Source organism: Rhizobium aethiopicum (assembly GCF_900094625.1).
Classification (GTDB): Bacteria; Pseudomonadota; Alphaproteobacteria; order Rhizobiales; family Rhizobiaceae; genus Rhizobium; species Rhizobium aethiopicum.
Genome location: NZ_FMAJ01000006.1, coordinates 218,416 through 243,528, shown reverse-complemented (window position 1 = coordinate 243,528; position 25,113 = coordinate 218,416). Strand labels below are relative to the sequence as shown.

The 25,113-nt window shown below is 60.3% G+C and carries 21 protein-coding genes; 7 read left to right on the top strand and 14 right to left on the bottom strand.

What is annotated here, in order from left to right; translation table 11 throughout:
* Positions 1-47: 47 nt before the first annotated feature.
* The 5 genes from GA0061105_RS15340 (at position 48) to GA0061105_RS15320 (ending at position 4,907) form a co-directional block, all read left to right on the top strand.
* A complete protein-coding gene (locus GA0061105_RS15340; protein ID WP_092751236.1) occupies positions 48-1,073 on the top strand; it encodes a sulfate ABC transporter substrate-binding protein in 1,026 nt (341 codons plus the stop codon).
* 8 nt (positions 1,074-1,081) lie between these two features.
* Positions 1,082-1,939 (top strand): sulfate ABC transporter permease subunit CysT, encoded by an 858-nt coding sequence (cysT, locus tag GA0061105_RS15335; protein ID WP_064697311.1) that lies wholly within the window; start codon positions 1,082-1,084, stop codon positions 1,937-1,939.
* A complete protein-coding gene (cysW, locus tag GA0061105_RS15330) occupies positions 1,929-2,801 on the top strand; it encodes a sulfate ABC transporter permease subunit CysW (protein ID WP_064697312.1) in 873 nt (290 codons plus the stop codon). The genes cysT and cysW overlap by 11 nt, the downstream gene beginning before the upstream one ends.
* 10 nt (positions 2,802-2,811) lie before the next feature.
* Complete coding sequence (locus GA0061105_RS15325; RefSeq protein WP_064697313.1) at positions 2,812-3,852, top strand: sulfate/molybdate ABC transporter ATP-binding protein; 1,041 nt, start codon at positions 2,812-2,814, stop codon at positions 3,850-3,852.
* Positions 3,853-4,076: 224 nt separating this feature from the next.
* The gene (locus GA0061105_RS15320; RefSeq protein WP_092751234.1) at positions 4,077-4,907 is read left to right on the top strand and encodes a cell wall hydrolase; all 831 of its coding nucleotides are present in this window, start codon (positions 4,077-4,079) and stop codon (positions 4,905-4,907) included.
* Between the two features lie 213 nt (positions 4,908-5,120).
* Here GA0061105_RS15320 and pepT read toward each other — a convergent pair whose 3' ends face one another.
* Entirely contained in the window at positions 5,121-6,353 is a 1,233-nt protein-coding gene (gene pepT / locus GA0061105_RS15315) for a peptidase T (RefSeq protein WP_092751232.1), read from the bottom strand.
* Positions 6,354-6,663: 310 nt separating this feature from the next.
* Here pepT and GA0061105_RS15310 point away from each other — a divergent pair, with 310 nt between their 5' ends.
* Positions 6,664-6,978 (top strand): DUF982 domain-containing protein, encoded by a 315-nt coding sequence (locus GA0061105_RS15310; RefSeq protein WP_064685770.1) that lies wholly within the window; start codon positions 6,664-6,666, stop codon positions 6,976-6,978.
* Between the two features lie 82 nt (positions 6,979-7,060).
* On the opposite strand, the gene GA0061105_RS15305 is transcribed toward GA0061105_RS15310, so the two are convergent.
* A complete protein-coding gene (locus tag GA0061105_RS15305; protein WP_092751230.1) occupies positions 7,061-8,392 on the bottom strand; it encodes an epoxide hydrolase family protein in 1,332 nt (443 codons plus the stop codon).
* Between the two features lie 248 nt (positions 8,393-8,640).
* On the opposite strand from GA0061105_RS15305, the gene ligD (GA0061105_RS15300) reads away from it, so the two are divergent.
* Positions 8,641-11,283, top strand: a complete 2,643-nt coding sequence (gene ligD / locus GA0061105_RS15300; protein ID WP_092751228.1) for a DNA ligase D — start codon at positions 8,641-8,643, stop codon at positions 11,281-11,283.
* Positions 11,284-11,306: 23 nt separating this feature from the next.
* Here the strand turns inward: ligD (GA0061105_RS15300) and ligD (GA0061105_RS15295) are convergent, their stop codons facing one another.
* The 12 genes from ligD (GA0061105_RS15295) to GA0061105_RS15240 all read right to left on the bottom strand — a co-directional run bounded on the left by ligD (GA0061105_RS15295) (position 11,307) and on the right by GA0061105_RS15240 (position 24,788).
* Positions 11,307-12,368: a non-homologous end-joining DNA ligase gene (gene ligD, locus GA0061105_RS15295; RefSeq protein WP_092751226.1), complete on the bottom strand. Its 1,062-nt coding sequence runs from the start codon at positions 12,366-12,368 to the stop codon at positions 11,307-11,309.
* Positions 12,369-12,371: 3 nt separating this feature from the next.
* The gene (ku, locus tag GA0061105_RS15290; protein ID WP_092751224.1) at positions 12,372-13,190 is read right to left on the bottom strand and encodes a non-homologous end joining protein Ku; all 819 of its coding nucleotides are present in this window, start codon (positions 13,188-13,190) and stop codon (positions 12,372-12,374) included.
* Positions 13,191-13,202: 12 nt separating this feature from the next.
* Positions 13,203-14,102, bottom strand: a complete 900-nt coding sequence (gene ku / locus GA0061105_RS15285; protein ID WP_092751222.1) for a non-homologous end joining protein Ku — start codon at positions 14,100-14,102, stop codon at positions 13,203-13,205.
* 216 nt (positions 14,103-14,318) lie between these two features.
* A complete protein-coding gene (locus tag GA0061105_RS15280) occupies positions 14,319-15,377 on the bottom strand; it encodes an ABC transporter ATP-binding protein (RefSeq protein WP_092751220.1) in 1,059 nt (352 codons plus the stop codon).
* A gap of 4 nt (positions 15,378-15,381) precedes the next feature.
* Positions 15,382-16,212 (bottom strand): carbohydrate ABC transporter permease, encoded by an 831-nt coding sequence (locus GA0061105_RS15275; RefSeq protein ID WP_064697322.1) that lies wholly within the window; start codon positions 16,210-16,212, stop codon positions 15,382-15,384.
* Between the two features lie 4 nt (positions 16,213-16,216).
* A complete protein-coding gene (locus GA0061105_RS15270) occupies positions 16,217-17,152 on the bottom strand; it encodes a carbohydrate ABC transporter permease (protein ID WP_064697323.1) in 936 nt (311 codons plus the stop codon).
* A gap of 249 nt (positions 17,153-17,401) precedes the next feature.
* Positions 17,402-18,661 carry an ABC transporter substrate-binding protein gene (locus GA0061105_RS15265; RefSeq protein WP_092751218.1) on the bottom strand — a complete coding sequence of 420 codons (1,260 nt, stop codon included), beginning with the start codon at positions 18,659-18,661 and terminating at the stop codon, positions 17,402-17,404.
* Between the two features lie 31 nt (positions 18,662-18,692).
* Positions 18,693-19,862, bottom strand: a complete 1,170-nt coding sequence (locus GA0061105_RS15260; protein WP_092751216.1) for a PLP-dependent transferase — start codon at positions 19,860-19,862, stop codon at positions 18,693-18,695.
* Positions 19,859-20,581 carry a FadR/GntR family transcriptional regulator gene (locus GA0061105_RS15255; RefSeq protein WP_064697326.1) on the bottom strand — a complete coding sequence of 241 codons (723 nt, stop codon included), beginning with the start codon at positions 20,579-20,581 and terminating at the stop codon, positions 19,859-19,861. The genes GA0061105_RS15260 and GA0061105_RS15255 overlap by 4 nt, the downstream gene beginning before the upstream one ends.
* Before the next feature lie 305 nt (positions 20,582-20,886).
* Complete coding sequence (locus tag GA0061105_RS15250; RefSeq protein ID WP_092751214.1) at positions 20,887-22,545, bottom strand: ABC transporter permease; 1,659 nt, start codon at positions 22,543-22,545, stop codon at positions 20,887-20,889.
* A 54-nt stretch (positions 22,546-22,599) separates the two neighbouring features.
* Entirely contained in the window at positions 22,600-23,595 is a 996-nt protein-coding gene (locus GA0061105_RS15245; RefSeq protein WP_092751446.1) for a Fe(3+) ABC transporter substrate-binding protein, read from the bottom strand.
* A gap of 161 nt (positions 23,596-23,756) precedes the next feature.
* On the bottom strand, positions 23,757-24,788 hold the full coding sequence (locus tag GA0061105_RS15240; protein ID WP_092751212.1) for an ABC transporter ATP-binding protein: 1,032 nt from the start codon (positions 24,786-24,788) through the stop codon (positions 23,757-23,759).
* Positions 24,789-25,113 lie beyond the last annotated feature (325 nt).

The window sequence follows — 25,113 nt, the reverse complement described above, 5'->3', positions numbered from 1 at the left end:
TTATACGACTGACTTGATAGAGTTAAGACAGAAACAGGAGGGTTCTCATGCAGACACAACGGCTCACCCGGCTCCTCACGGCTGCGGTCATGGCAGGCAGCTTCGCGATCGGCAGCGTTGCTCCGGCATTCGCGGATCAGACGCTGCTTAACGTGTCCTATGATCCGACGCGCGAATTATATAAGGATTTCAATGCTGCTTTCGCCGCGAAGTGGCAGAAGGACAATGGTGAGGCTGTGACGATCAAGGCCTCGCATGGCGGCTCCGGTGCCCAGGCGCGCTCTGTCATCGACGGCCTCGACGCCGACGTCGTGACGCTTGCCCTCGAAGGCGATATCGACGCCATCGCCAAGGCGACCGGCAAGATCCCAGTCGACTGGAAAGCCAAGCTCCCGAACAATTCGACGCCCTACACCTCGACCATCGTCTTCCTGGTCCGCAAGGGTAACCCGAAGGGCATCAAGGATTGGGGCGACCTGATCAAGGACGACGTGCAGGTGATCACGCCGAACCCGAAGACATCGGGCGGCGCCCGCTGGAACTTCCTGGCCGCCTGGGCATGGGCCAAGCAGGCGAATGGCGGCGACGATGCCAAGGCACAGGACTATGTCGCCAAACTGCTGCAGCATGTTCCCGTTCTCGACACCGGTGCGCGCGGCGCCACCACCACCTTCGTCCAGCGCGGCCTCGGCGACGTGCTGCTCGCCTGGGAAAACGAAGCCTATCTTTCGCTCGAAGAGCTCGGGCCCGACCAGTTCGAGATCGTGACGCCGACCTTCTCCATCCGCGCCGACCCACCGGTCGCCATCGTCGACGGCAATGTCGACAAGAAGGGCACGCGCAAGGTCGCCGAAGCCTATCTCAACTACCTCTATTCCGATGAGGGCCAGAAGATCGCCGCCAAGCACTATTACCGGCCGATCAAGCCGGAATCTGCCGATCCGGCCGATATCGCCCGCTTCCCGAAGCTGACGCTGGCCACGATCGACGATTTCGGCGGCTGGAAAGAAGCGCAGCCGAAATTCTTCGGCGATGGCGGGGTATTTGACCAAATCTACAAGCCGGCCCAATAATAGATTTCATGAAAGCACATAGCCCCACACGGTGGCGGTTCAGGCGGCCGAGCGTCATTCCGGGTTTCGGAATGGCGCTCGGCCTTACCTTGACCTGGCTCACCCTTCTGATCCTCATTCCGCTCTCGGGCCTTGCCGTCCGGTCGAGCGCGCTCGGCTGGGAGAAATTCTGGTCGATCGCGCTCGATCCGCGCACGCTGAACGCGCTTCGCATCAGCTTCGGCAGCGCCTTCCTCGCCGCAGTCGTCAATGCCGTCTTCGGCATCATCCTCGCCTGGGTGCTGGTGCGGTACCGTTTCCCCGGCAAGCGCGTCATCGACGCCATGGTCGATCTGCCTTTCGCCCTGCCGACCGCCGTTGCCGGCATTGCGCTGACGACGCTTTATGCGCCGAACGGCTGGATCGGCCAGTTTCTGACGCCGCTCGGCATCAAGATCGCCTTCACCCCGGCCGGCATCGTCGTGGCGCTGATCTTCGTCGGCCTGCCCTTCGTGGTGCGCACTGTGCAGCCGGTCATGGAGGAAATCGACAAGGAGGTGGAGGAGGCTGCGGCAACGCTCGGCGCCAACCGCCTGCAGACGATTTTCCGCGTGCTGCTGCCGGGGCTGGCGCCGGCCGTGCTCACCGGCTTTGCGCTCGCCTTTGCCCGCGGCGTCGGCGAATACGGCTCGGTCATCTTCATCGCCGGCAACCTGCCGTTCAAATCGGAGATCGCGCCGCTGCTGATCATCATCAAACTCGAAGAGTATAATTATGCGGCGGCGACCGGCATTGCAGCGATCATGCTGATCATCTCCTTCGCCATGCTGCTGGTCATCAATCTCATCCAGAGCTGGAGCAGGCGGAGGTATGGCTATGGCGCTTGATGCAACCGTTCAACCGCAAAAGCTGCGTTCGGTGACGACCGAACACCGGATCGCGCGCTACAGCCTGATCATACTTTCGCTGGTCTTCCTGCTGCTGATCCTGCTTCTGCCGCTCGCCGCCGTCTTCGTCGAAGCCTTCCGCAAGGGCGCCGGCCCCTTTCTCGAGGCGCTCGGCGACGCCGAAACCTTCTCGGCGATCCGCCTGACACTGATCGTCGCCGGAATCAGCGTGCCGCTCAACCTCGCGTTCGGGGTCGCCGCCGCATGGGCGATTGCCAAGTTCGAGTTCAAGGGCAAGGCATTTCTGACGACGCTGATCGACCTGCCTTTTTCGGTTTCGCCAGTCATATCGGGCCTGGTCTTCGTACTTCTGTTCGGCGCCAATACATGGCTCGGCCAATGGCTCAGCGCCTATGAGATCAAGATCCTGTTCGCCGTGCCCGGACTGGTGCTGGCGACGATGTTCGTCACTTTCCCCTTCGTCGCCCGCGAACTGATCCCGCTGATGCAGGAACAGGGTACGGCCGACGAGGAGGCAGCCCTTTCGCTCGGCGCCAGCGGCTGGCAAACCTTCTGGTACGTGACGCTGCCGAACATCAAGTGGGGCCTGCTCTACGGCGTGCTGCTTTGCAACGCCCGCGCCATGGGCGAATTCGGCGCCGTGTCGGTGGTCTCAGGTCACATTCGCGGCCAGACGAACACCATGCCGCTGCAGGTGGAGATTCTCTATAACGAGTATAATTTCACCGGCGCTTTCGCCGTCGCCACGCTTTTGGCCTTGCTGGCGCTTGTCACTCTTGTTTTGAAGACGCTGCTGGAAATGCGCTACAGCGCTGAAATCTCCGCCAGCCGGCGGCACTGAAGGATTTGGAATGGAAGTACGTGTTCAAAACATCCGCAAGGAATTCGAGCGTTTTCCGGCGCTGCACGATGTCTCGCTCGGCATCCGCTCCGGCGAGCTGATCGCACTGCTCGGCCCTTCAGGCTCCGGCAAGACGACATTGCTGCGGCTGATCGCCGGCCTGGAAAGCCCGACCGAAGGGCAGATCTTCTTCGGCGAGGAGGATGCCTCGAAGAAATCGGTGCAGCAGCGCAATATCGGCTTCGTCTTCCAGCATTATGCACTCTTCCGCTACATGACGGTGCTCGACAACGTCTCCTTCGGCCTGAGGGTCAGAAAAGGTGCGCGGCGTCCGGCGAAAGCCGACATCCGCCGGCGGGCGCTGGAACTGCTCGAACTCGTGCAGCTTTCCGGTCTCGAAAAACGCTATCCCGCCCAGCTTTCCGGCGGTCAGCGCCAGCGCGTGGCGCTCGCCCGCGCCATGGCGGTCGAGCCGAACGTGCTTCTGCTCGACGAACCCTTCGGGGCGCTCGATGCCCAGGTGCGCAAGGACTTGCGCAAATGGCTGCGCGAGATCCACGACCGCACCGGCCACACCACAGTTTTTGTCACCCACGACCAGGACGAGGCTCTGGAACTCGCCGACCGGGTCGTCGTCATGAGCCAGGGCGCGATCGAGCAGGTCGGCACACCCGACGAAGTCTACGACAATCCGAACTCGCCCTTCGTCTTCGGCTTCATCGGCCAATCGAACTGCCTGCAGGTCGAGATATCCGAGGGCGATATCCGCTTTGAAGGCCGCTCGCTCGGCCTCAATGCCGAAGGCGAGCCGGACGGACCCGCGCAGCTCTATTTCCGTCCGCATGATGTCAGGCTCTGCGAATCAGCCGAAAACTGCATTGCCGGCCAGCCCGTCTCCAGCCGCCGCGTCGCCGGCACCCGTCACATCGAACTGGATATCGGCAACGATCGGCCAAATATCGAAATCGAGCTGCCGCCGAGCGAGGCTGACCGGCTCGACCGCAACCGCGTGGCGTTCAAGCCGACTCGCTGGAAGCTGTTCCGCAGCTGATGGAGCGCAAAGTGCGCTGTAACACGTTGAGTTGCTGCATGATTCCTTAATTTTTGGGAATTATGCAGCGGCGATCTCAGGGATGATTGCAGGAATCGCATTTGGCGCGAGTCCCTCAGGCTATTTGTTATCTCAGGTTGTTTGTATTTCGGTCATATGACGAGTAAAAGATTTTGCGCATTAATCATAAAGGGCTGGACTAATCCCATAGGAGGCACCTGGCGTTGAGGGCGGAGATTTCCTTTGGAAAATCCCTGATCGGGGTTTTATTCGTAGGACTGGCGGCTGCAGGCTGCACCACAACACCGAAGCCGGCGACGACGCCGGCAAAGACAAAACAGGCTCAAGCGGCGAAAGTCACTTTCAATTATACCGCCAAAGATCGCGACTGCCTGAAACGCGCGATGTATTTCGAGTCGCAGCATTCCGACGAGAACGGTTATCTCGCTGTCGGTACCGTCGTTATGAACAGGCTGACGTCAGGCGCCTATCCTCCGTCGATCTGTGGCGTCGTCGCCCAGGAAAGGCAGTTTGCGCCCGGCGTCATGACGCGGGAAGTCAAGCCGCAGGCCGAACCGCAGCTTGCCACCGCGGCCGATGCGATCCTCCTCAAGGGTGCGCGCCATCCCGCCGTGAAGGATGCGATGTTCTTCCACACCGACGGGCTGAAATTCCCCTACAACAACATGCATTATGTAACGGTCGCCGGCGGCAACGCCTTCTACGAGAAGCGCGATTCCAACGGCATGCTTCAAACGCCGCCGCCGCTGCCTTCCTATGAGGTAGCGATGAATTATGTGCCGGGCGAAAGCATGCTGCCGCCGCAGTTCGAGACGCTTATACCCTCGGCCGTTCCCGTTCCTCTGCCGGCGCCCGATCCGATGTCGACGGCGAGCACGGCGCCGATGCACATTACTGCGCCGGTGACCGCGCCGGAACCCTCGCCGGTCACCTCAACCCAACCCGAGCCGGGAATGCCGATCGCGATCCCCACACCGCGCCCCGCCTATGACAGCGTTATGCTGCGCGGGAGCGTCGCGGCCAATGGCGGCTGATGCCGTTTCTGTTTGCGTGAGATCAAAGCGCGCTCAGTTTTTGAGAAGGTCTCTTCCGTCATGCTCGGCCTTGTGCCGAGCATCTGACTACTGCATTGCTTGACAGGAAGTCATTTATTTTCGGATCCTTAATTGACCAGCGCAGATCCTCGGCACAAGGCCGAGGATAGCGTCGCCGGTTTTGCAGTGGTTTGTCAGTAGCCTGAGAGCCCCTTAGGCGCGCTCCTCCCAAATCTTCGCAAGCTCCACGATCGTTGCGACTGCCTTTTCCATATCCTGGCGGCTCACCCATTCGAGCGGCGAGTGGAAGGCATGGCCGCCGGCAAAGATGTTCGGGCACGGCAGCCCCATGAAGGAGAGCCGCGAGCCGTCCGTGCCGCCGCGAATGCTGCCGCGCACCGGTGTCATGCCGGCACGGCGCACGGCCTCAAGCGCGTTTTCGACAATCTCGGGATGACGGTCGAGCACCGCCTTCATGTTGCGATACTGCTCCGTCACCTGGAAATGATAGGTCGAGCCGGGATAGGCTGACATCACCTGCTTGACGATGGTCTCCAGCATCGCCTCCTTTTCCACGAGCCCCTCATCGGTGAAATCGCGAATGATGAAGCTCAGCGACGCCTTCTCCATCGAGCCGGTCACGCCGACCGGATGGATGAAGCCCTGCTTGCCTTCAGTCGTCTCCGGTGACAAATTCTTCGGTAGCCGGTCGATGATGGCGCCGGCGATCTTGATGGCGTTTTCCATGCGGTCCTTGGCAAAACCGGGATGGATCGCCACGCCTGATATGCTGATCTCGACTCCGTCGGCCGAGAAGGTTTCATCCTCGATATGACCCGCCGTCTCGCCGTCCATCGTATAGGCGAAGTCCGCACCGAGCTTGCCGAGGTCGACCTTGTTTACGCCGCGCCCGACTTCTTCATCGGGCGTGAACAGGATCTTGATCGTCCCGTGCCGGATATCCGGATTGTCGACCAGAATCTGGGCCGCGGTCATGATTTCCGCCAGTCCCGCCTTGTCGTCGGCGCCGAGCAATGTCGTTCCATCGGTCGTGACGATGTCGTTGCCGCTCTGGTTCTTCAGCTCGGGATGTTCGGCGACACGGATCACCCGACTTGAATCGCCGATAAGCCGGATATCGCCGCCGGCATAATTGCTGACGACCTGCGGCTTGACATCCATGCCGCTGAAATCGGGCGCCGTATCCATGTGCGAGCAGAAACAGATGACCGGCACCGTCTTGTCGCTATTGGCCGGAATGGTGGCATAGACATAGCCATGTTCATCGAGATGGGCGTCCGAAAGCCCGATCTTCAGCAGTTCGTCGACCAGAACCCGCCCGAGGTCCTTCTGTTTTTCTGTGGTCGGTTGCGCCGATGAGGAGGGATCGGATTGAGTGTCGATCACGACATAACGGAGAAAGCGGTCGAGAACGGTGTCGGTCATTTCAATCCTGTCCAGTGAGATCACCCGAGGATATAGCCCCCCTGGGCGAAGCGGCAAAAGATTTTTCGGCTCGGCGAATGATTCCATTATGACAGCCGTCTTATTCGGCGGGCCGGGTTGGTCGGGCTACGCCCGGGCGAGTCCAGCCGAGGAGCTGTTGCGCTCCTTTCACGCATCCAACAGCGGCAGGCAGAATTGCTCCTGTAGGCAGCGTAGGCCATTTACGGAATATCGCTGCGGTCTTGAACATCCGGCAGCCATTTCCAATATTTTTCGCCGGATCAAAGCTGGCATCGAAAGGAGGAAGAAAATGCCGCTGAACGATGTGCTCTGGACTCGTCCAGTGACGGTGAGGTTGCAGTGCGGCCTGGTGCGAACTTTTACGGGCGTCTATGAGGCCTTGGATTTCCTTGAGAATGAATGGCCGTTGGGCCATGGGGAGCGGCACAAGCGCGCCGTCAAGACCTGTCGCGGCGCCCTCAACCGGGTGATTGCGCCGTTGATTGCACGGGAGGCTTTCATGGCCGCGTGCGTCGAAGCCGGGATGCCGGCAGTCGTGGCTCCCTGGCAGGTGCAGGCCACCAGCCGCCCGCAGCGACCCACGCGTGTCGCTGCGCTTCGCTAAAGGCGGAGCCCCGATGTCAATCGGACGTCGAGATACCTGTCGCGCGGCCCCGTGAGGAGCCGCGCCGGCACAAAAGGCCGAGTTAACGAACGGATTTGAACGCAGCCCGCAATTCTTCCGCAAAGAGTTGAGGCTGCTCCCACGCAGCAAAATGTCCGCCGCGCTCCACCTGATGATAGTAAACGAGGGAAGGATAAGCCTGTCGGCTCCAGCTCTCCGGCGCCTGGTAGATTTCCTTTGGAAAAACGGTGATGCCGACAGGGATCTTGATGTCCCTCGTCTTCTGCGTCTCCGAACTGAAGTTGTTGTTGTTGTTTTCCCAGTAGAAGCGCGAAGACGACGCGCCGGTATTGGTCAACCAGTAGAGCGTGATGTCGTTCAGCATTTCGTCTCTGGTCAGAACGCGTTCGGGAACACCGTCACTGTCACTCCATTGGACGAATTTTTCATAGATCCACGACGCCAAACCCGACGGCGAATCCGAGAGCGAGTAACCGATCGTCTGCGGCCGAGTTACCATCATGGCGCCGTAGGCGGCATTCCGGCCGAAAAAGGCGCTGAGAGAGTCGTAAGCGCCTTTTTCCGCCGGGGACAGTCCGGCAGGGGCCGCGTCGCCACTGTTGATCCCCCGCATCAGATCGCCCGGGACAGTCGCCGGCATATTCAAATGGATGGCCAGCAAGCCTTGCGGGGCTTGCCGTGCCAAGGCATCTGAGATCACCGAGCCGTGGTCGCCACCCTGCGAAACATAGCGTGTGTAACCCAGGCGCTTCACCAGCACATCCCAGGCGCGGGCAACACGGTCGGGTCCCCACCCCTGATCTGTCGGCCGGCCGGAAAAGCCGTAACCCGGAATCGAAGGAATAATCACGTCGAAGGCATCTTCCGGCTTGCCACCATACGCCGTCGGATCGGTCAGTGGCCCGATGGTCTTGATGAACTCGAAGATCGAGCCCGGCCACCCATGCGTCAGGATGACCGGGAGAGCATTCGGATGGCGAGAGCGCACGTGAATGAACTGAATGTCGACGCCGTCGATCGTCGTGACGAACTGCGGCAGAGAGTTCAGCTGTTCTTCGGCTTTGCGCCAGTCGTAATCGGTCCCCCAATAGCGCACAAGGTCCTGGACGCGCGCCAGCTGGATGCCTTGCGAGATGTCTCCGACAGTCTCCTTATCCGGCCAACGGGTCTCTGCAATCCGTCGCTTGAGATCATCAAGCTGGCTCTGGTCGACGTGGATGCGGAATGGGCGGATACTCTCATCCGACGCTGGTCTTGTCTCAGCAGTCGTTACACGGGCTTCTTCTGCGCGTGCGGACTGCACGTAAGACACCGTTATCAGCGATCCGACCGCGATGGCGATCGCACGCCCGAGCAGCGGGCGGGATTTGGAAAAATTGGCACTAGCGGTCATGGGATAGCCTCCTTCGCTTGGCGTTCTGCGACTTTCTCGCGATCGGAGTGCTAGGCGGTCGATGTATCACATCTGTTTCCGGCCAATGCCTGTTCTGTTACAGAATGTAGCTTCGCGCTCATCAGGTACGCGATCATACAATTGGTGGGGACAGTTGCTGTCGTGCCAACTCAAACGGGAACGCTGCCCGCGGCTGGAACAACGATAACCGCTATTTCGTTTGACGACCGAACGCTCCGGGAACAGCCATGGCCAGCGACAAGCTAACGAGCTACCGATCAAAACGCGATTTTGAGAAGACCGCTGAGCCCAGCGGTGAGCGGCGCATCAAAAAGAGCAACCGCCGCCGCTTTGTCATTCAGAAGCACGATGCGACGCGTCTGCACTACGACCTGCGGCTCGAGCTCGACGGCGTGTTCAAGAGCTGGGCTGTCACCAAAGGTCCATCGCTCGATCCACAGGACAAGCGCCTTGCGGTTGAGGTCGAAGATCATCCCCTCGATTATGGCGACTTCGAAGGCACTATTCCGAAAGGCCAGTATGGCGGCGGCACGGTCATGCTGTGGGATCGCGGCTATTGGGAGCCGGAGGGGAGGAAGAGCCCCGAAGAGGCGCTTCGCAAGGGCGATTTCAAGTTCACCCTCGAGGGCGAGCGTTTGCACGGGAGCTTCGTGCTTGTGCGCATGCGCAACGATCGCGAGCGCAGCAAGCGTACCAACTGGCTGTTGATCAAGCATCATGACGAGTTCTCCGTCGAGGAGAACGGTGCTGCTATCCTGGAAGAAAACATCACCTCTGTAGCGTCGGGCCGCAGCATGGAAATGATCGCAGCCGGCAAGGGGCGAAAGCCAAAACCCTTCATGGTGGAAGGCGGCGAGGTCCAGGCCGACGCCGTTTGGGACAGCAATCACGGACTGGCTGCCGAGGAACGGCAGGAGGCGAGAGGCGGAAAGCCCGCCACTGCTACGGCGGTTGATCTTCCCGATTTTATCGCGCCGCAGCTTTGCGAGAAGCTGGAGCGGCCACCCGGCGGGGACGGCTGGATCCACGAGATCAAGTTCGATGGATACCGCATTCAGATGCGCGTGCTCGAGGGCGAAGCGACGCTGAAAACCAGGAAAGGTCTCGACTGGACGGCCAAGTACCCGGAAATCGCCGGGGCGGCGTCAGCGCTTCCTGATTGTATCCTTGATGGTGAGATTTGCGCTCTCGACGAGCACGGTGCGCCGGATTTTGCCGCGCTGCAGGCCGCGCTGTCGGAGGGCAAGACCGGCGGCCTCGTCTACTTCGCCTTCGACCTGCTTTACGACGGCGGTGAGGATTTCCGCCTCAAACCCCTCATCGAGCGAAAGACGCGATTGCAGGAACTCCTCACGGACGCCGGCAACGATCCGCTTATCCGCTACGTCGAGCATTTTACCGGCGGCGGTGACGCCGTCCTCAGGTCGGCATGCAAGCTATCACTGGAAGGCATTGTGTCGAAACAGGCAGATGCCGCTTATCAGTCCGGTCGCACGGAAACCTGGGCAAAGTCGAAATGCCGGGCGGGGCATGAGGTGGTGATCGGCGCCTATGCCAAGACCAACGGCAGGTTTCGTTCCCTTCTCGTTGGCGTTTTTAGCAACGGTCATTTTGTCTATGTCGGTCGTGTCGGAACCGGCTACGGCGCCAAGAAGGTCGAGGCCCTGCTGCCGAAACTGAAAGCCCTGGAGATGGCGACATCGCCTTTCACAGGTATCGGCGCTCCGAAGAAGCAGGCTGAGGTGGTTTGGGTGAAGCCGGAGCTTGTCGCGGAGATCGAATTCGAGGGCTGGACCGCGGATGGTCTTGTCCGGCAGGCAGCCTTCAAAGGATTGCGCGAAGATAAGCCGGCCAAGGAAGTCGAGGCGGAGCGACCGCTGAGACCCTCTACAACCGAGGTTGCGGAGCCGGCTCCGAGGCCCACATCAAAAACAGCGCGCCGTAAGGGTCAGAAGGCCGATGTCATGGGTGTGCTCATTTCCAACCCGGACAAACCATTGTGGCCGGATGCTAACGGTCGGGATCCGGTAACAAAGGAAGAATTGGCCCGCTATTACGAGGCGGTCGGCGACTGGATGATCGACCACCTCAAGGGCAGGCCCTGCTCTATCATCCGTGCCCCGGATGGAATTGGTGGCGAGCAGTTCTTCCAACGTCATGCCATGCCGGGGCAATCAAAACTGCTCGAATTGGTCAAGGTATTCGGCGACAAGAAGCCTTACCTGCAGATCGATCGCATCGAAGGGCTTGCCGCGGTCGCCCAGATCGCGGCGGTCGAGCTCCATCCATGGAACTGCGAACCCGGCCAACCGGAAGTGCCTGGTCGCCTGGTATTCGATCTCGATCCCGGTCCAGACGTTCCCTTTTCCACGGTTGTTGCCGCTGCCCGCGAAATGCGCGAGCGGCTGGAAGACCTCGGATTGATCAGTTTCTGCAAGACGACCGGCGGCAAGGGCTTGCATGTCGTAACCCCGCTCGCGGTCAACAAACGAAAACCGTTGTCTTGGACCGAAGCAAAGGCCTTCGCTCACGACGTCTGTCAGCAGATGGCCCGGAACAACCCCGATCTCTACCTTATCAAAATGACCAAGAGCCTGCGGGGCGGTCGCATTTTCCTCGATTACCTGCGCAACGATCGCATGGCGACGGCTGTGGCCCCGCTTTCTCCTCGAGGCCGCCCAGGAGCGACGGTTTCGATGCCTCTGACGTGGACGCAGGTGAAATCAGACCTGGACCCGAAACGGTTCACCATCCGAACCGTGCCTGCCTTGTTATCGAAGTCGTCCGCCTGGAAGGATTATTGCGAGGGGCAGCGGCCCTTGGAGCAGGCCATCAAGAAGCTCGGCCGTACCGGCAAGCATGCCGCCTGATCGGCTGATCGCCCTACGCGACTTCAAGTGATCGCAGCGGCATCAGTCATATCGAAGACGGCAGCATTATCCTGAATTTCGCGAAGGCCCTTGTATGAGGGGTGGCGGAGGCTGCCGTCACGCGTCCAGCCGCGAAACTCGATTTCGGCGATGAGGGTCGGCTGGGAAAAGACAAGGCGCTTTCCTTTCAGTGGCACAACAGGTTTTTTCGTTTGGAGGCGGATCAACGTCTTGCGCAAATATTCCGCCTCCGTTCGGTTGAACCCGGTGCCGACGGATCCGACGTAGATCCAGCCGTTGCCCTTTCGGCCCGCAAGCAAAAGACTACCGAGCCCGCCGCGGGTGCTGGCGGATTCCTCGTAACCGACGATCATGAAACTGTCGCTCTGAACGCACTTGATCTTCTGCCAATCGCCGAGGCGACCACTGCGGTAAGGGCTGTCCCTGCGCTTTGCGATGATGCCTTCCAAGCCAAGCTGGCATGCGTGCTCAAGCAGGTCCTCGCTATCGAGATCCAGTTCTTGGGAGAACCGAATGGCAGCATCGCTGGTCTCAGGAATCAAATCCTCGAGGAGATGACGGCGCACCGATAGTTCCGTGCGCGTCAGGTCGTGACCATCGAGGTACAATAGATCGAAGGCGCAGAAGATGGATTCGATTGATATCCGCTTGCCGCCCCTGCCGCCGAGTGAGCGCTGCAAAGCTCCGAAGTCCGAGCGATCCTCCTCATCGAGGACGACGGCTTCCCCGTCGAGAATGCAGCTCGATACACCGAGCTCTTTTGCCCCTGCGGTAATAGTTGGAAATCGGTGGGTCCAGTCATGGCCGCCACGGGTGAGAATGCGGATACCCTTAGGCTCGATGTGGAGCGCCAATCGGTAGCCGTCCCACTTCACCTCGTAAAGCCAATCCGGCCCTTGCGGCACCGTCTGCTTCAGCAGGGCCAGGCATGGCTCCACCCTCGACGGCATTGCATCGAACGGCAGGTTTGGCTGGTCGGGATCACGCCGACGGACAGGTCGCGACTGTATCGCGGAACCAGAATCGCGAAGCAAGGGGGCGGAGGGGCGCCGTGGTCTGGTCATCGCTCAATGCCTGCCGGATCGGTTCTCGGCATCGACGGATTTGCGCAGCGCCTCCATGATGTTGATGACGTTGCTGGGAGCCGGTTCTGCCTTCTCCTTGCCCTTGACCTTGGCTTTGACGGGTTTTTTCATCTGTTTCTTCTTGGCTTCGATAAGCTCGAGCAACCTGTCCTGCACCGGGTCGGAGGCCATCTTCGGGTTCCAATGCTGCGTCTGCTTCTTGATGAGCTGCTGGACCAGCGGCATCATCTGGCTGTCCGCCGGTTGATCGTCCACCCGTTCGAAATAGCTCTCCGCATCGCGCACTTCGTCACCATAACGCAATGTCCAAAGGACGATGCCTTTGCCGCGTGGCTCCAGCATGACGGCGCGCTCGCGGCGCGCAATCACCAGCCGCGAGATGCCGACCATGTCCTCGGCCGCCATCGCATCGCGGATCACCGAGAATGCCTCTTGGCCGACCGGATCGTCGGGTGAGAGATAGTAGGGCGTGTCGAGCCAGATCCATTCGACGCTGTTGCGCGGCGTAAAGACCTCGATGTCGATCGTCTTGGTGCTTTCAAGCGCTACGTTTTCCAGCTCCTCGTCTTCGAGCATGACATATTCGTTCTCGCCACGTTGATAGGCTTTCACTTCGTCTTCATCTTTGACGTCCTTGCCGGTTACGGCATCGACATAGTGGCTGATGACGCGGTTTTGGGTTGCGCGATTGAGCGTATGGAAGCGCACCTTCTCGTTTTCGGACGTGGCCGGCATCATCTGCACCGGGCAGGTGACGAGCGATAGCTTCAGGTAACCTTTCCAATATGGCCGGATCGCCATGGCAACCTCCGATCACCCGGCGCGGCGCTGCCGGGCGCCGCCTGGGCTGCTTGATTTCGGCGCCGATGCACGCGCGGCCTTCTGCCTGCTTTTGCCGGCATTGACATTTGCGGCGGTGCGCTTCGTCTTTGCTGGCGTCGCCATGCCGGCGCTTTCGCGCAATGCCTGTAACAGGTCGTTCGGTTTCGCAGCCGGCGCGGCCTTTTTCTTCGGAAGGCTGCGGCCTTCGATCTTGGCCTTCACCAGTTCGGCCACGGCCGCTTCGTAACGGTCGTCGAACTGCTTCGGCTCAAACTCGCCCTTCTTGGTGTTGATGATGTGCTTGGCAAGCTCCAGCATCTCGCCTTCGATCTTGAGATCCGGCATCTCTTCGAAAGCCTTCTCGGAGGAGCGGACTTCATAGTCGAAGTTCAAGGTGGAGCCGACCAGCCCTTTGCCATGGGGGCGGATGAGGAGCGTTCGCAGGCGGCGGAACAGCACCGTCCGGGCGATGGCCGCGACCTTGGCCTTCTTCATGCCATCTCTCAGGAGTTTGAAAGCGTCGCTGCCCATGGTGTCGGGGGCCAGATAATAAGGCTTGTCGAAATAGACGTCATCGACCTCGTCACAAGGAATAAACGCCTCCACCTTCAGCGTTTTGTCGCTTTCGGGAATTGCGGCCGCAACTTCTTCGGCCTCGAGGACAACGTAGCGACCATCTTCGATCTCGAAACCTTTGACCTGGTCGTCGCGTTCGACCGGATCGCCGGTCTCGCCGTCCACGAATTCCCGGCGCACGCGGTTGCCGGTCTTCCTGTTCAGGGTGTGAAACGCGATCCGCTCGGATGTGGAGGCGGCGGTGTAGAGGGCCACCGGGAAGGCCACCTCCCCGAACTTGATGAAGCCTTTCCAATTCGCTCTCGGGGCAACCATTTCGTATGCGCTCCTGCCGCAACCAGTGCGAGTCAACCGAATCACTCTACGATTGGTTCCGAATCAAAACGAATCAAATTTCAACAGCTTAACCAGAATGATTCACACGTTTTTCGAGTCTCGTTCATCCCCTTGAATCTGTTTGATCTTTTTTCTCCGGGTGCTTTTTGCGATGGCAGCAACCAGCAAACAGGGGCGCCTGAGGAGCTCGACTGCTCAATCGACGCGTTGGCCCTCGCCATCGAACACATGCAGATATTGGTGCGGAAAGGCGACATTGACCTTCGGCCCCGCCTTCAGCGCTTCGCGGTCCAGAGTGAAGATCTTGAACGGCAGGCCATGTAGCGCAAGGTGGAGGATAATGCCGAATCCGGTGGGTTCGACGAGTTCCACATCGGTGGCGAGCCCCGTCCCGTCATTCGTCATCAGCACATGCTCCGGCCGGATGCCGAGCGTCACCTTCGCGCCGTCTGCAAGCGGCAGCTGCTTTGCCAGCGGCACGACCGTCCCATCCTCCAACCTGACACCGCCCGCGGTATAGCTGGCTTCCAGGAAGTTCATGCCCGGCGAGCCGATGAAACCGGCAACGAACAGATTGGCAGGCCGGTCGTAAAGTTCCAGCGGGCTGCCGACCTGCTGTACCACGCCGCCATGCATGGCGACGATCCGGTCCGCCAGCGTCATTGCCTCGATCTGATCGTGGGTCACGTAGATCGAAGTCGCCTTCAACTCACCGTGCAGCTTCTTGATTTCCGCGCGCATCTGTTCGCGCAGCCGTGCATCGAGATTGGAGAGCGGTTCGTCGAACAGGAAAGCCTTCGGCTGGCGCACGATGGCGCGGCCCATGGCGACACGCTGGCGCTGGCCACCGGACAGCGCCTTCGGCCTCCGTTCGAGCAGCGGGTCAAGGCCGAGCTTGGCTGCGGCGACAGCCACCGCGCTGGTGATCGTCTCCTTGGCGGTCTTCCGCAGCCTGAGGCTGTAGCTCATATTTCCGGCGACGTTCATGTGCGGATAAAGCGCATAGGACTGGAACACCATGGCGATGTCGCGGTCCTTGGGATGCAGCTCGTTCACCCGGCTGCCGGCAATGCGGATCTCGCCTGATGTGACTTCCTCCAACCCCGCAATCATCCGCAACAGCGTGGACTTGCCGCAGCCGGAGGGGCCGACGAGCACGACGAATTCGCCATCCCTGATGTCGAGATCGACGCCGTGCAGCACCTGCACATGGCCATAGGCTTTACGGATATTCTGGATGTCGATCGATGCCATTTGTTTAACCCTTGACCGCGCCGGCCGTCAGGCCCTGGACGAGATAACGCTGGATGAGCAGGAAGAAGAGGCCGGCCGGAATGAGCGCCATGACGCCCGCCGCCATCATCTGCCCGAAATCCACCGAGAATTTCGAAACGAAGGTGAGAAGCCCGACCGGGAAAGTCGCCGCGTCATTGCCGTTGATCAGCATCAGCGCGAAGAGCAGTTCGCTCCAGGCGGCCGTGAAGACGAAGCCGAGCGTCGCGGCGATGCCGGGCAGCGTCAGCGGCAGGATGATCTGGCGAAAGGCCGTGAACTGTGTCGCCCCGTCGATCATCGCCGCCTCTTCGAGGTCCTTCGGAATGCCGTCGAAGAAGGACTGCATCAGGAAGGTGGCGAAGGGCACGTTGAAGGCGGTGTAGACGATGACAAGCCCGGTCAGGCTGTTGGTCAGATGCAAAGGCGACAGGATCTTGAAGATCGGCGCAACCAGCATGACGAGCGGGAACATCTGGGTCAGCAGCATCAGCGCGACGATCCAGTATTTCGCGCGGAAATTGAAGCGCGACAGCGCGTAGCCGGAAAGCGAGGCGCAGATCGTCACCGTCACCGCCGTCGAGGCCGAAACGATCAGGCTGTTCTTGAAGAAGGTCGGAAAGGCGCTGTGCTGCAGCACGAAGGCATAATGATCCCAGCTCGTGCGCGACGGCCACATGCGCACGCCCTCGGTATAGAGCAGGTCGTTCGGTGTCACCGAGACCTTGAGCAGCCAGAACAGCGGGAAGAGCGCGAAGGCGATGTAGCAGAGGATCGCCAGGCGGTGCGCGATCGTGGGAAGAAGAGATCGTCTCAACGGCTTAATCCTTGTTCAGCAGCGTCTGCCGCAGCAGGATGATCAGCATCGAATAGGCAAGCAGCAGTGCCAGCAGCACCAGTGCAATCGCCGAGGCGTAACCGAAATCGAGCCGCTTGAACGCCGTCGTGAAGATGTAGCTGGCGACGATCTGCGTGCGGTCGGCGGGCCCGCCATTGGTCATGACGACGATCAGATCGGCGAAATTTGAGATCCACACGGTGCGCAAGAGCACGGTGATGGCGATCGTCGGCGCCAGAAACGGCAGAGTGATCGAGCGGAAACGCTGGAACCAGCCGGCGCCGTCAATCGAGGCGGCCTCGTACAGATCGCGCGGGATTGCCTGCAGGGCGGCAAGCAGCGTGATGGCAAAGAAGGGAATGCCCCACCAGACATTGGCGATAATCGGTCCCCACATGGCGTAGTTGGGATCGGAGAGGATATTGCCCGGCTCATGCATCAGCCCGAGCGCGAAGAGCCAGTGCGGGATCGGCCCGATGACCGGGTTGAACAGCCAGGCCCAGTTGAGGCCGGCGAGGAAGGACGGCACGGCCCAGGGCAGGAAGACCAGCGCCTGCGCGATCGCCCGGCCCGGGAAAGGCTTGTCGAGCAATAGCGCCAGGATCAGCCCGAAGGCGAACTGCAATACGACGGAGGCGCCGGTCCACCAGAGCGTGTTCCTCAGCGCGCCGTAAAAGGCGGCATCGCTTGCAAGTTCGCGGAAATGCTCGAGGCCGATGAAGCCGCCGGAAAACGGATTGAGCAGCTGGATGTCGCGGAAGGCATAGGACAACCCGAGTGTCAGCGGCACCAGCATCACAGCGATGATCAGGATCAGCGACGGAGCGCTGTAAAGATAGGGCTCCGAAGCATCGGCAAGGCGACGCAGCCACGGCCTGCGGTCGCGACGCATGTCGAGCATATCGGCGGAAATGGTCATCAGATTGCGGTTTCCATTTGTCTTACCCGGTTGGGAATGGTCGGTGATGCGGCTAAGTAGGGAGGCCGGAGGCCCCCTCATCCGCCTGCCGGCACCTTCTCCCCACTGGGGAGAAGGGAATGTGCCGCGACGTCTTCGTTCCCTTCTCCCCCGGGGGTCCGAAGGACGGGTCGAGACCAGTGGCTCGACCCAGGCATAGGTGGCCCGTAGGGTTGGATGAGGGGGCTTCAATCTCAAAGCCCTCTATCTTTATTTCTTCGACAGAAACTTCTGCTGCGCCTTGGTCAGATAATCCGCCCACTGATCCGCCAGGTCCTTCGCCGAGATATCGCCGAGCAGGGCCTGCTGCGACGTCTTGATCGCCAGCGAATCCTTGAAGAAGGCGAACTCTTCCAGATAGGTCGGCATCACAGTTGGCACCGTGTTCGGGTCTGCCAGTTCCTCGAACCAGCCCTTGAACTGGTCACCGGCATAGAAGGGATCCTTTTCGGCCGCCGTGTAGGCCGGCAGGGCGCCGATGCGCTTGTTCCACTCGATATTGCCTTCCGGCCCCTCGAGGGTGGCGATCAGCTTCCAGGAAAGATCCTTGTTGGCGCTCGTCGAAAACATCGACCAGCCGCCATAACCTATGGTCGGGAAGGATTTGCCGTCGGGACCCTTCGGCAGCGGCGCTACACCGAAATCCTCCTTCTTCATACGCTCGGCGATGGCGATCAGCGCATCCGGATCCTGGTCGAGGAAGGCGCAGGTGCCGGAATAGAAGCCGGCGACGACTTCGTTGAAGCCCCAGTTGACGCTGTCCTTCGGCGCATAGCCCTTCTTGTAGAGATCGACCATCCACTCGATTCCCTTTGCCCAGCCTTCGCTGTTCATGGTCGAGGTGCCGTCTTCCTTGAAGTACTTGTTGTCGCCAGCCATGGTGGCGGCAAAGATCATCCAGCCGTTGAGGCCGCCGGGTCCGCCGCGCATGCAGTAGCCGTGTTTGCCGGGCAGCTTCGAGACCTTTTCAGAGGCGGCGGTAAACTCCTCCAGCGTCTTCGGCGGTGCGTCGACACCAGCCTCGGCAAGCAGCTTCTTGTTGTAGAACATCGCCCTCAAATAGAAGCCGTATGGCAGCATGTAGGCGGTGTTCTTGACGTCGCGGCCGAGCTCGAGCGCGCGCGGCGTCAGCTCCTTGGTGTGCTCCCATTTTTCGAGATAGGGCTCCAGGCTTTCGAGCATGCCGTTATTGGCATAGAGCGACAGCCAGGTATCGGGCATCTCCATGACATCGGGCACGTCACCGGCCGACACCATGGTCGCGAACTTCTGGAAGGCTTCGTTCCAGGGCAGCGAGATGATGTCGACCTTGGTGCCGGGATTGGCCGCCTCGAACTTGCCGATGATCGATTTCAGCGTTTCGGTGCGCTCCGGGCTGGTGATCACTTCGACTAGCTTCAGCGTCGTATCGGCGAAAGCCGTACCCGCCATCATCGAAGCGAAGAGCGTCGAGATTATTAGTTTTTTCATGCTCAGTTCCCCCTTTTTGGTCTCTCGGGTTTCAGGATTGTGAGGCGGCGAGCGCCCCCTCGATGTCCCTCCACAGCGCCTCTGTTCCTTCGAGGCCGACATGGAGGCGTACGGATCGCGCATTAATTCCGAAGGTTTGCGCGGAATTCGGCTGTGCCTTCTGCTGGAGCACCACCTCGCCCGGTACGATCAGGCTTTCATGTCCACCCCAGCTTACACCCAGTTTGAACAGCTTGAGATGGTCGGCAAAGGCGCGGATATCGACGCCGTCGCGGAAAATGAACGAGAACAGGCCCGAGGTGCCGTTGAGCCCGTCAGGCAGACGATTGGCGAGGCCTGGATGACAGACCGCCTCCACCACCTCGAGCTTCTGCAGGCGCCTGGCGATTTCAAGTGCGGACGCCTCATGCGCTTTCATGCGCAGCGGCAGTGTGCGCAACCCGCGGATCAGCAGCCAGGCGTCGAACGGCGAAAGCTTGCCGCCGAGATAGGGGTAGGCCTCGGCCTTGATGCGCGCGATCATTTCCTTCGGGCCGGCGACGACGCCCGCCACCACATCGCTATGGCCGCCGAGATATTTCGAGGCGGAATGGATGACGAGATCGACGCCAAGCGTCAAAGGCCGCTGGAAGACCGGGCTCGCCCAGCTGTTGTCGATCATCGAGATGACGCCATGGCGCTTGGCGAGGGCTGCGAGCGCGCCGACGTCATGCGCCTCCATCACCCAGCTGGTCGGGCTTTCCAGATAGAGGAGCTTGGCGCCGGGCAGCGCGCTCGCGACCGCCTCCTCGTCGCGGCCGTCGACATAGGTCACCTCGATCTTCATCCGTTTCAGGATGGTGCCGAACAGGCGAAAGGCATCGGGATAGACATGCTTGACGGCGACGATGCGGTCGCCGGGTTCGACGAAGCTCAGCACCGCCGAGGAGATCGCCGCCATGCCGCTTGCAAAACCGAGTGCATCCTCCGCAGCTTCGAGCTTGGCCAGCATTTCCTCGAAAGCGCGCACCGTCGGGTTTAGGCCGCGCGTATAGGTCGGCCGCACCTTCTCGCCGCGATAGACGGTGATCATCTCGTCGTAATCGGAGAAGGTGAACAGCGAGGTCTGGAAGATCGGCGGCACGACGGCGTCGGCGAAGTTGCCTTCGTCGTGAGCGGTGATGAGGGAAGCAAGATCGAACGGATCTGCGCCGTTGCTCATTTGGACATTTCCTTGATGTCTTCCTCGACGATATCGAGAATTTTCAATGTTTCCGCGCGCGCCGCCTCGGCATCCCGCGCAGCGATCGCGTTGAAAAGGGTGCGGTGAAATGGAAAGGATCGGCGGGCGAAGTCCTGCCGATCGAACGGATGCTCCCAGAAGCGCTCGAACGTCTCGCGCATCTGCTCGAGCAGCTGGCGAAACAGCGGATTATGGGTGGCGTCGTAGACGGCGAGATGGAAGGCCAGATCCTCCGGCCCTGATGTGCCCTTCTCCAGGTGCACCCGCTCCATCTCGTCGAGCTTCTCCTCGATGACGACGAGATCCTTCTCGGTTCGCCGTCTGGCCGCCACCATGCCCGCCTCGCATTCGATGCCGCGGCGGACCTCCAGCGTCTGCAGCAGCGCGTCGCGCAGATGCACCGCATCGAAAGACAGCGGCATGTGGATCGTTGCCCTGGAGACCGGCTTCAACAGATAGGTGCCGCTGCCCTTGCGCGTCTCGATGACGCCGAGCGCCTGAAAATGCCTGATCGCTTCGCGAATGGTCGAACGTCCGACGGCAAGCGCCGCCATCAGCTCACGCTCGGCCGGCAGCCGGTCGCCAGCCTGCAATCGCGCCTCCTCGACATAATCCGCCAGCGCATCGGTCACCTGACGTGCGCGGTCCATGACGGGAAGCGGCCGGATCATCGGCCTGTCGCTACGATTTGCCTTCATGGTTCCCCATTTTCTTATCAGGCAGCCAGGCTTTGAAATTGGTCTGACATCTTAGCATTTCGCAAACGGCGTGATACGTCAAGCCGGCGACGTTGATTTCTAGTCCCGCTCCTCCACAATCTCCCTTTGTCTCAATGAAATCCGCGCACTTACTCTGTGAGGATCTTCGCCCCGGGGCGGACTGACCGTAGTTCAGAAATATCGCTTGGCTTACCGTCACTTGGTATCTGCTCGCGACAATAAGCGCCGGAGCAGGGTGCGCGGTTTTCCGACCGAGCCTTGCCTGAAGGCCGTGACCCGGCCTGCTAGCGAATACGTCCGATCCGCGACAGTAGGATGGCCGGGAGAATGCCGATCAGCACGATGGCGAGCGCTGCAATCGAGGCTTCCTCGTAAGTGCCTCTCGCAGCCTCTCCATAAAGATGAGTTGCGAAAGTCTCGACATTGAGTGGGCGCAGGAGGAGCGTCGCCGGCAGCTCCTTAACACAATCGACGAAGACCAGCAGGGCGGCAGCCGAGATTGCCGCCTTCGAGAGCGGCAGATGCACGTATCGCAGGGTGCCTGCGGTGGATTGGCCCAGCGACCGCGAAGCATGATCGAGCGAGAGGGAAATGCGGGAGAGACCGGCTTCTATACCGCCGGCGGAGATCGCCAGAAACCGAACGATGAGCGCATATATGACGGCAGCACCCGATCCCATGAGGAGCAGGCCGGTCGACACACCGAACAGGGAAATAGCGGCGCGATCGATGAGCTGATCGAGCCCGGCAAGCATGATCAGCACGCCGATGGCAACCACGGTCCCGGGAGCGGCATAACCCATTGTGGAACCGCGCAGGAGCCAGGAGGACGGCTGGCCGGGGCGCAGGCGGGTGGCGTAGGCTGCGAGAAGCCCAAGGATGACGGTCGCCATTGTCGCCAGGGTGGCTATAACAAGCGTGTTCACGGCCTCGTCGACAATGCGAGCGGATATGCCGGCGAACCGATAGCGTTTTGCTGCTTCGATCAAAAGATAGAGCGCGGGCGCGGCGAAGCCTAGGATGACCGGCAGAAGACCGCCGAGTAACAGCAGTATGCCTTTTCCCAAGGATACCCGCCGCGGTTGGAAATTCCGCATCCGGCGTACATCGATCGCGTAGCGCTGCTTGCGTCGCGCCCATCGCTCCAGCGCAACGATCGCGACGACGATCAGAAGAAGAGCAAGAGCGATCTGCGACGCGCCCGATAAATCGGAGCGGGTGATCCACGTCGTGTAGATGGAAACGGTGATTGTCCGAAAACCGAGGAATTCGGCGGCGCCGATATCGTTCAACGTTTCCATCAGGGCAAGGCTGATACCCACGGCAACAGCCGGGCGCGCGAGCGGCAGGGCGACCCGCCAGAAGACGGCGCGGCGAGTTGTGCCGAGCGTGCGTGCGGCATCGACGAGATTACCGGATTGGGTAAGGAACATCGCGCGGGTGGGGATGTAGACATAGGGGTAGAGCACGCTTCCGAGAAGCAGGATGCAGCCGGCCATGGAACGGACGTCCGGAAGCCGAAACTGGCGCGGGCTCTCGTAGCCGAGCAGCCAGCGCACGGCATCCTGCACTGGACCGATCGGATGCAGTATATCCAGATAGGCATAGGCGACGATATAAGTCGGAACGGCCAGCGGCAGAAGCAGCATCCATTCCAGCGCATGCCTGCCGGGAAAATCATAAGCCGTCACCAGCCATGCCGTCGTCGTGCCAACCACGGCAGTGATGACGCCGACCCCCGCAAGCAGAATGACGGTGTCGAGAAGTGCCTCCGGAAGGATGGTCGAGAAAAGATGCCCCCAAAGACCCGCCGACCCCTTCGAAGCTTCGAGAATCAATCCCCCGATCGGCAGAATGGCGATAAGGGCGATCATAGCGGCAATTGTCAGCCACACCCTGCCAGGGCGCTTTGCAGAGCGGGCGGGCGCCGGGCTGGGAAACATCACTCGATCCATTCTCGGGAAGGAAGGCGCCTCTCAGCGGCGCCTTCCTTGTCCTTAGTTGTCGAAGCCGACCTTGTCCACGAGTTCACTCGCCTGCTTGCGATGGCTGACGATTTCGGACAAGGGCTTGCTGTCGATCTTTAGTTCGCCGAAGGATGCGATGATCGGATCTGCCGCGACGCCCGCCTTCACGGGATATTCGTAATTGGCCTCGGCATATATCTTCTGCGCTTCGTCGGAGGCGAGATATTCGAGAAGTTTGACGGCTTCAGCCTTGTTCGGTGAATGCTTGGCGATTGCCGCGCCGCTGATGTTCACTTGCGTGCCGCCGTCCTTGAAGGTTGGCAGGATGACCTTGATGGCATCGCCCCATTTGACCTGCTCTTCACCGCCCTTGCCGGATCGCATAAGCCCAACATAATAGGAGTTGGCGATACCGATATCGCAAATACCGCCGAGGATATCCTTAGCCGCATCGCGATCGCCGCCGGCTGCCTTACGGGCGAGGTTGGCCTTGACACCCGTCAGCCATTTCTCGGTCTCTTCCGCGCCATAATGGGCGATGTAGTCAGCAAACAGTGCCGTATTATAGGGGTGTTGGCCAGAGCGTATGCAGATCTTGCCCTTCCATTTGGGATCGGCAAGCTCCTCGTAGTTGAATGTGCTGATGTCGACATCCTTGGCAGCGTAGAGCACGCGGGCGCGCATCGATAGTGCAAACCAGTTGCCCTTGGCATCACGCAGCTGTTCCGGGATAGCCGAGTTCAGAACAGACGATTCGACCGGCTGCGTTACGCCTTTATCGACCAGATCGACAAGATTGCCGGCATCGACTGCCATCAGGATGTCAGCTGGCGAGCTGGCGCCTTCGGAGGCGACACGCTCTGCGAGGCCGTCCTTCAGGAAAATGGTATTGACCTTCGTACCGGTCGATTTGGTGAATGCCTCCAGAAGAGGTGCAATCAGGGCCGGTTCTCTCGTCGTATAAAGATTGATTTCTGCGGCAGCAGCGATGCAAGGCGACGTCAGCGCCGAAGCGGCAAGCAGCATGGATGTGAGGATTGAGCGCGAATTCATTATGTCCCTCCGCGAATGAATGCGCATTGCTTGCAGCAGTTCATGACCCTGCAAGTCAAGTTTACCCCGGAACTTCAAGCGAGATATCACAGAAAGTTGATGAGCGGTCAGCAGAATGCGCTCGCAGTCGGCCGTCAAAAAGCCAGCAGCCGCTCGGGGAGGACTGAGATCTGAATATTCTCGGCGTCGACTGGCAGCCGCTCCAAGGCTCTCGCCTTGAGCGGTTCGTCGACGCCATCAACCTTCAACGTGATCTGCTCGAATTCACCATGCAAAACACGGTTCTCGATACGAGCGGGGATTCCCGAACCGGGTGACAGCGCAATGGCATGCGGCCGGATATAAACGGTCACTGAGCTTGCCGGCGGACGGTCGAGCGTATAGGCGAAGTTGCCGATCGCGGTCTCGATCCATCCGCCCCGGTAAACGCCGGGAACTTTGCTGGACGCGCAAAAAAACTCTGCCGCATAGGCATTCGTCGGACGGTCGTGCAGATCATAGGCTGAGCCGGACTGGACGATTTCACCTGCGCGCATCAGGACCACCTGATCGCCGACGGAAAGTGCTTCCTGGGGATCATGCGTGACGATGATCACGGTCGTGCCAAGTGTCCTCAACAGGTTCAAGGTGTCGCTGCGCACCTTCCCGCGCAGACCCTGATCCAGATTGGAAAAGGGCTCGTCCATCAGGACGATACTCGGCCGGGGCGCCAGGGCGCGGGCTAGCGCGACACGCTGCTGTTCACCGCCGGAGAGCGTGTGCGGATAGCGATGGGTTAGATGCTCGATTCCGACCTTGCTGATCATCTCCTCTGCCCGCGCGGCTGCTTCGCCCTTCGGATGTCGCTTGAGACCGAAGAGGATATTGTCGCGTACAGTCAGATGCGGGAAGAGAGCATAGTCCTGGAAGACAAAGCCGACGCCGCGCGCTTCCGGCTCGACAAAACTGGCGGAACTTGCGACCTCGCGGCCTTCGAGGAAGATGCGGCCAGATTCTGGTATTTCGACACCGGCGATCATGCGCAGGAGCGTAGACTTGCCGCAACCCGAATGGCCGACGAGCGAAACCGCGTCCCCGCGCCGAATATGAAGAGAAAGATCGCGCACGGCTGCAGTGATGCCAAAGCAACGGGTAACGTTTTCCAGTCGTACTGCAATTTCGCTCATTTCAGCTTTCATGCCCGCCGGTGGGGTTCCAGTGCAAGTCCCCGGAACACCCCTAGAACATACCGAGGCAGGTCGGGACAAGCGCAATCTGTCCCGCAACCCGAGGAGAGGTCTGCTGCTCAAAAGCGCGGCACCCCGCCCTGTTCGAGCTCGATTTCGCAATGAGGGCCGCCGCGCGGTTCCACGATTAGCTATGCCGAGAATACAGCGGGGGCCGCCGGCAGCCTTCCGAACGCGGCATCACATAGCTTTCAGGCGTCAGCGCCAATAGACGCTTTTCTGCCACGCAAGCTTCCTTGTGCCTTTGAAAGCCCCGTGAGATGTT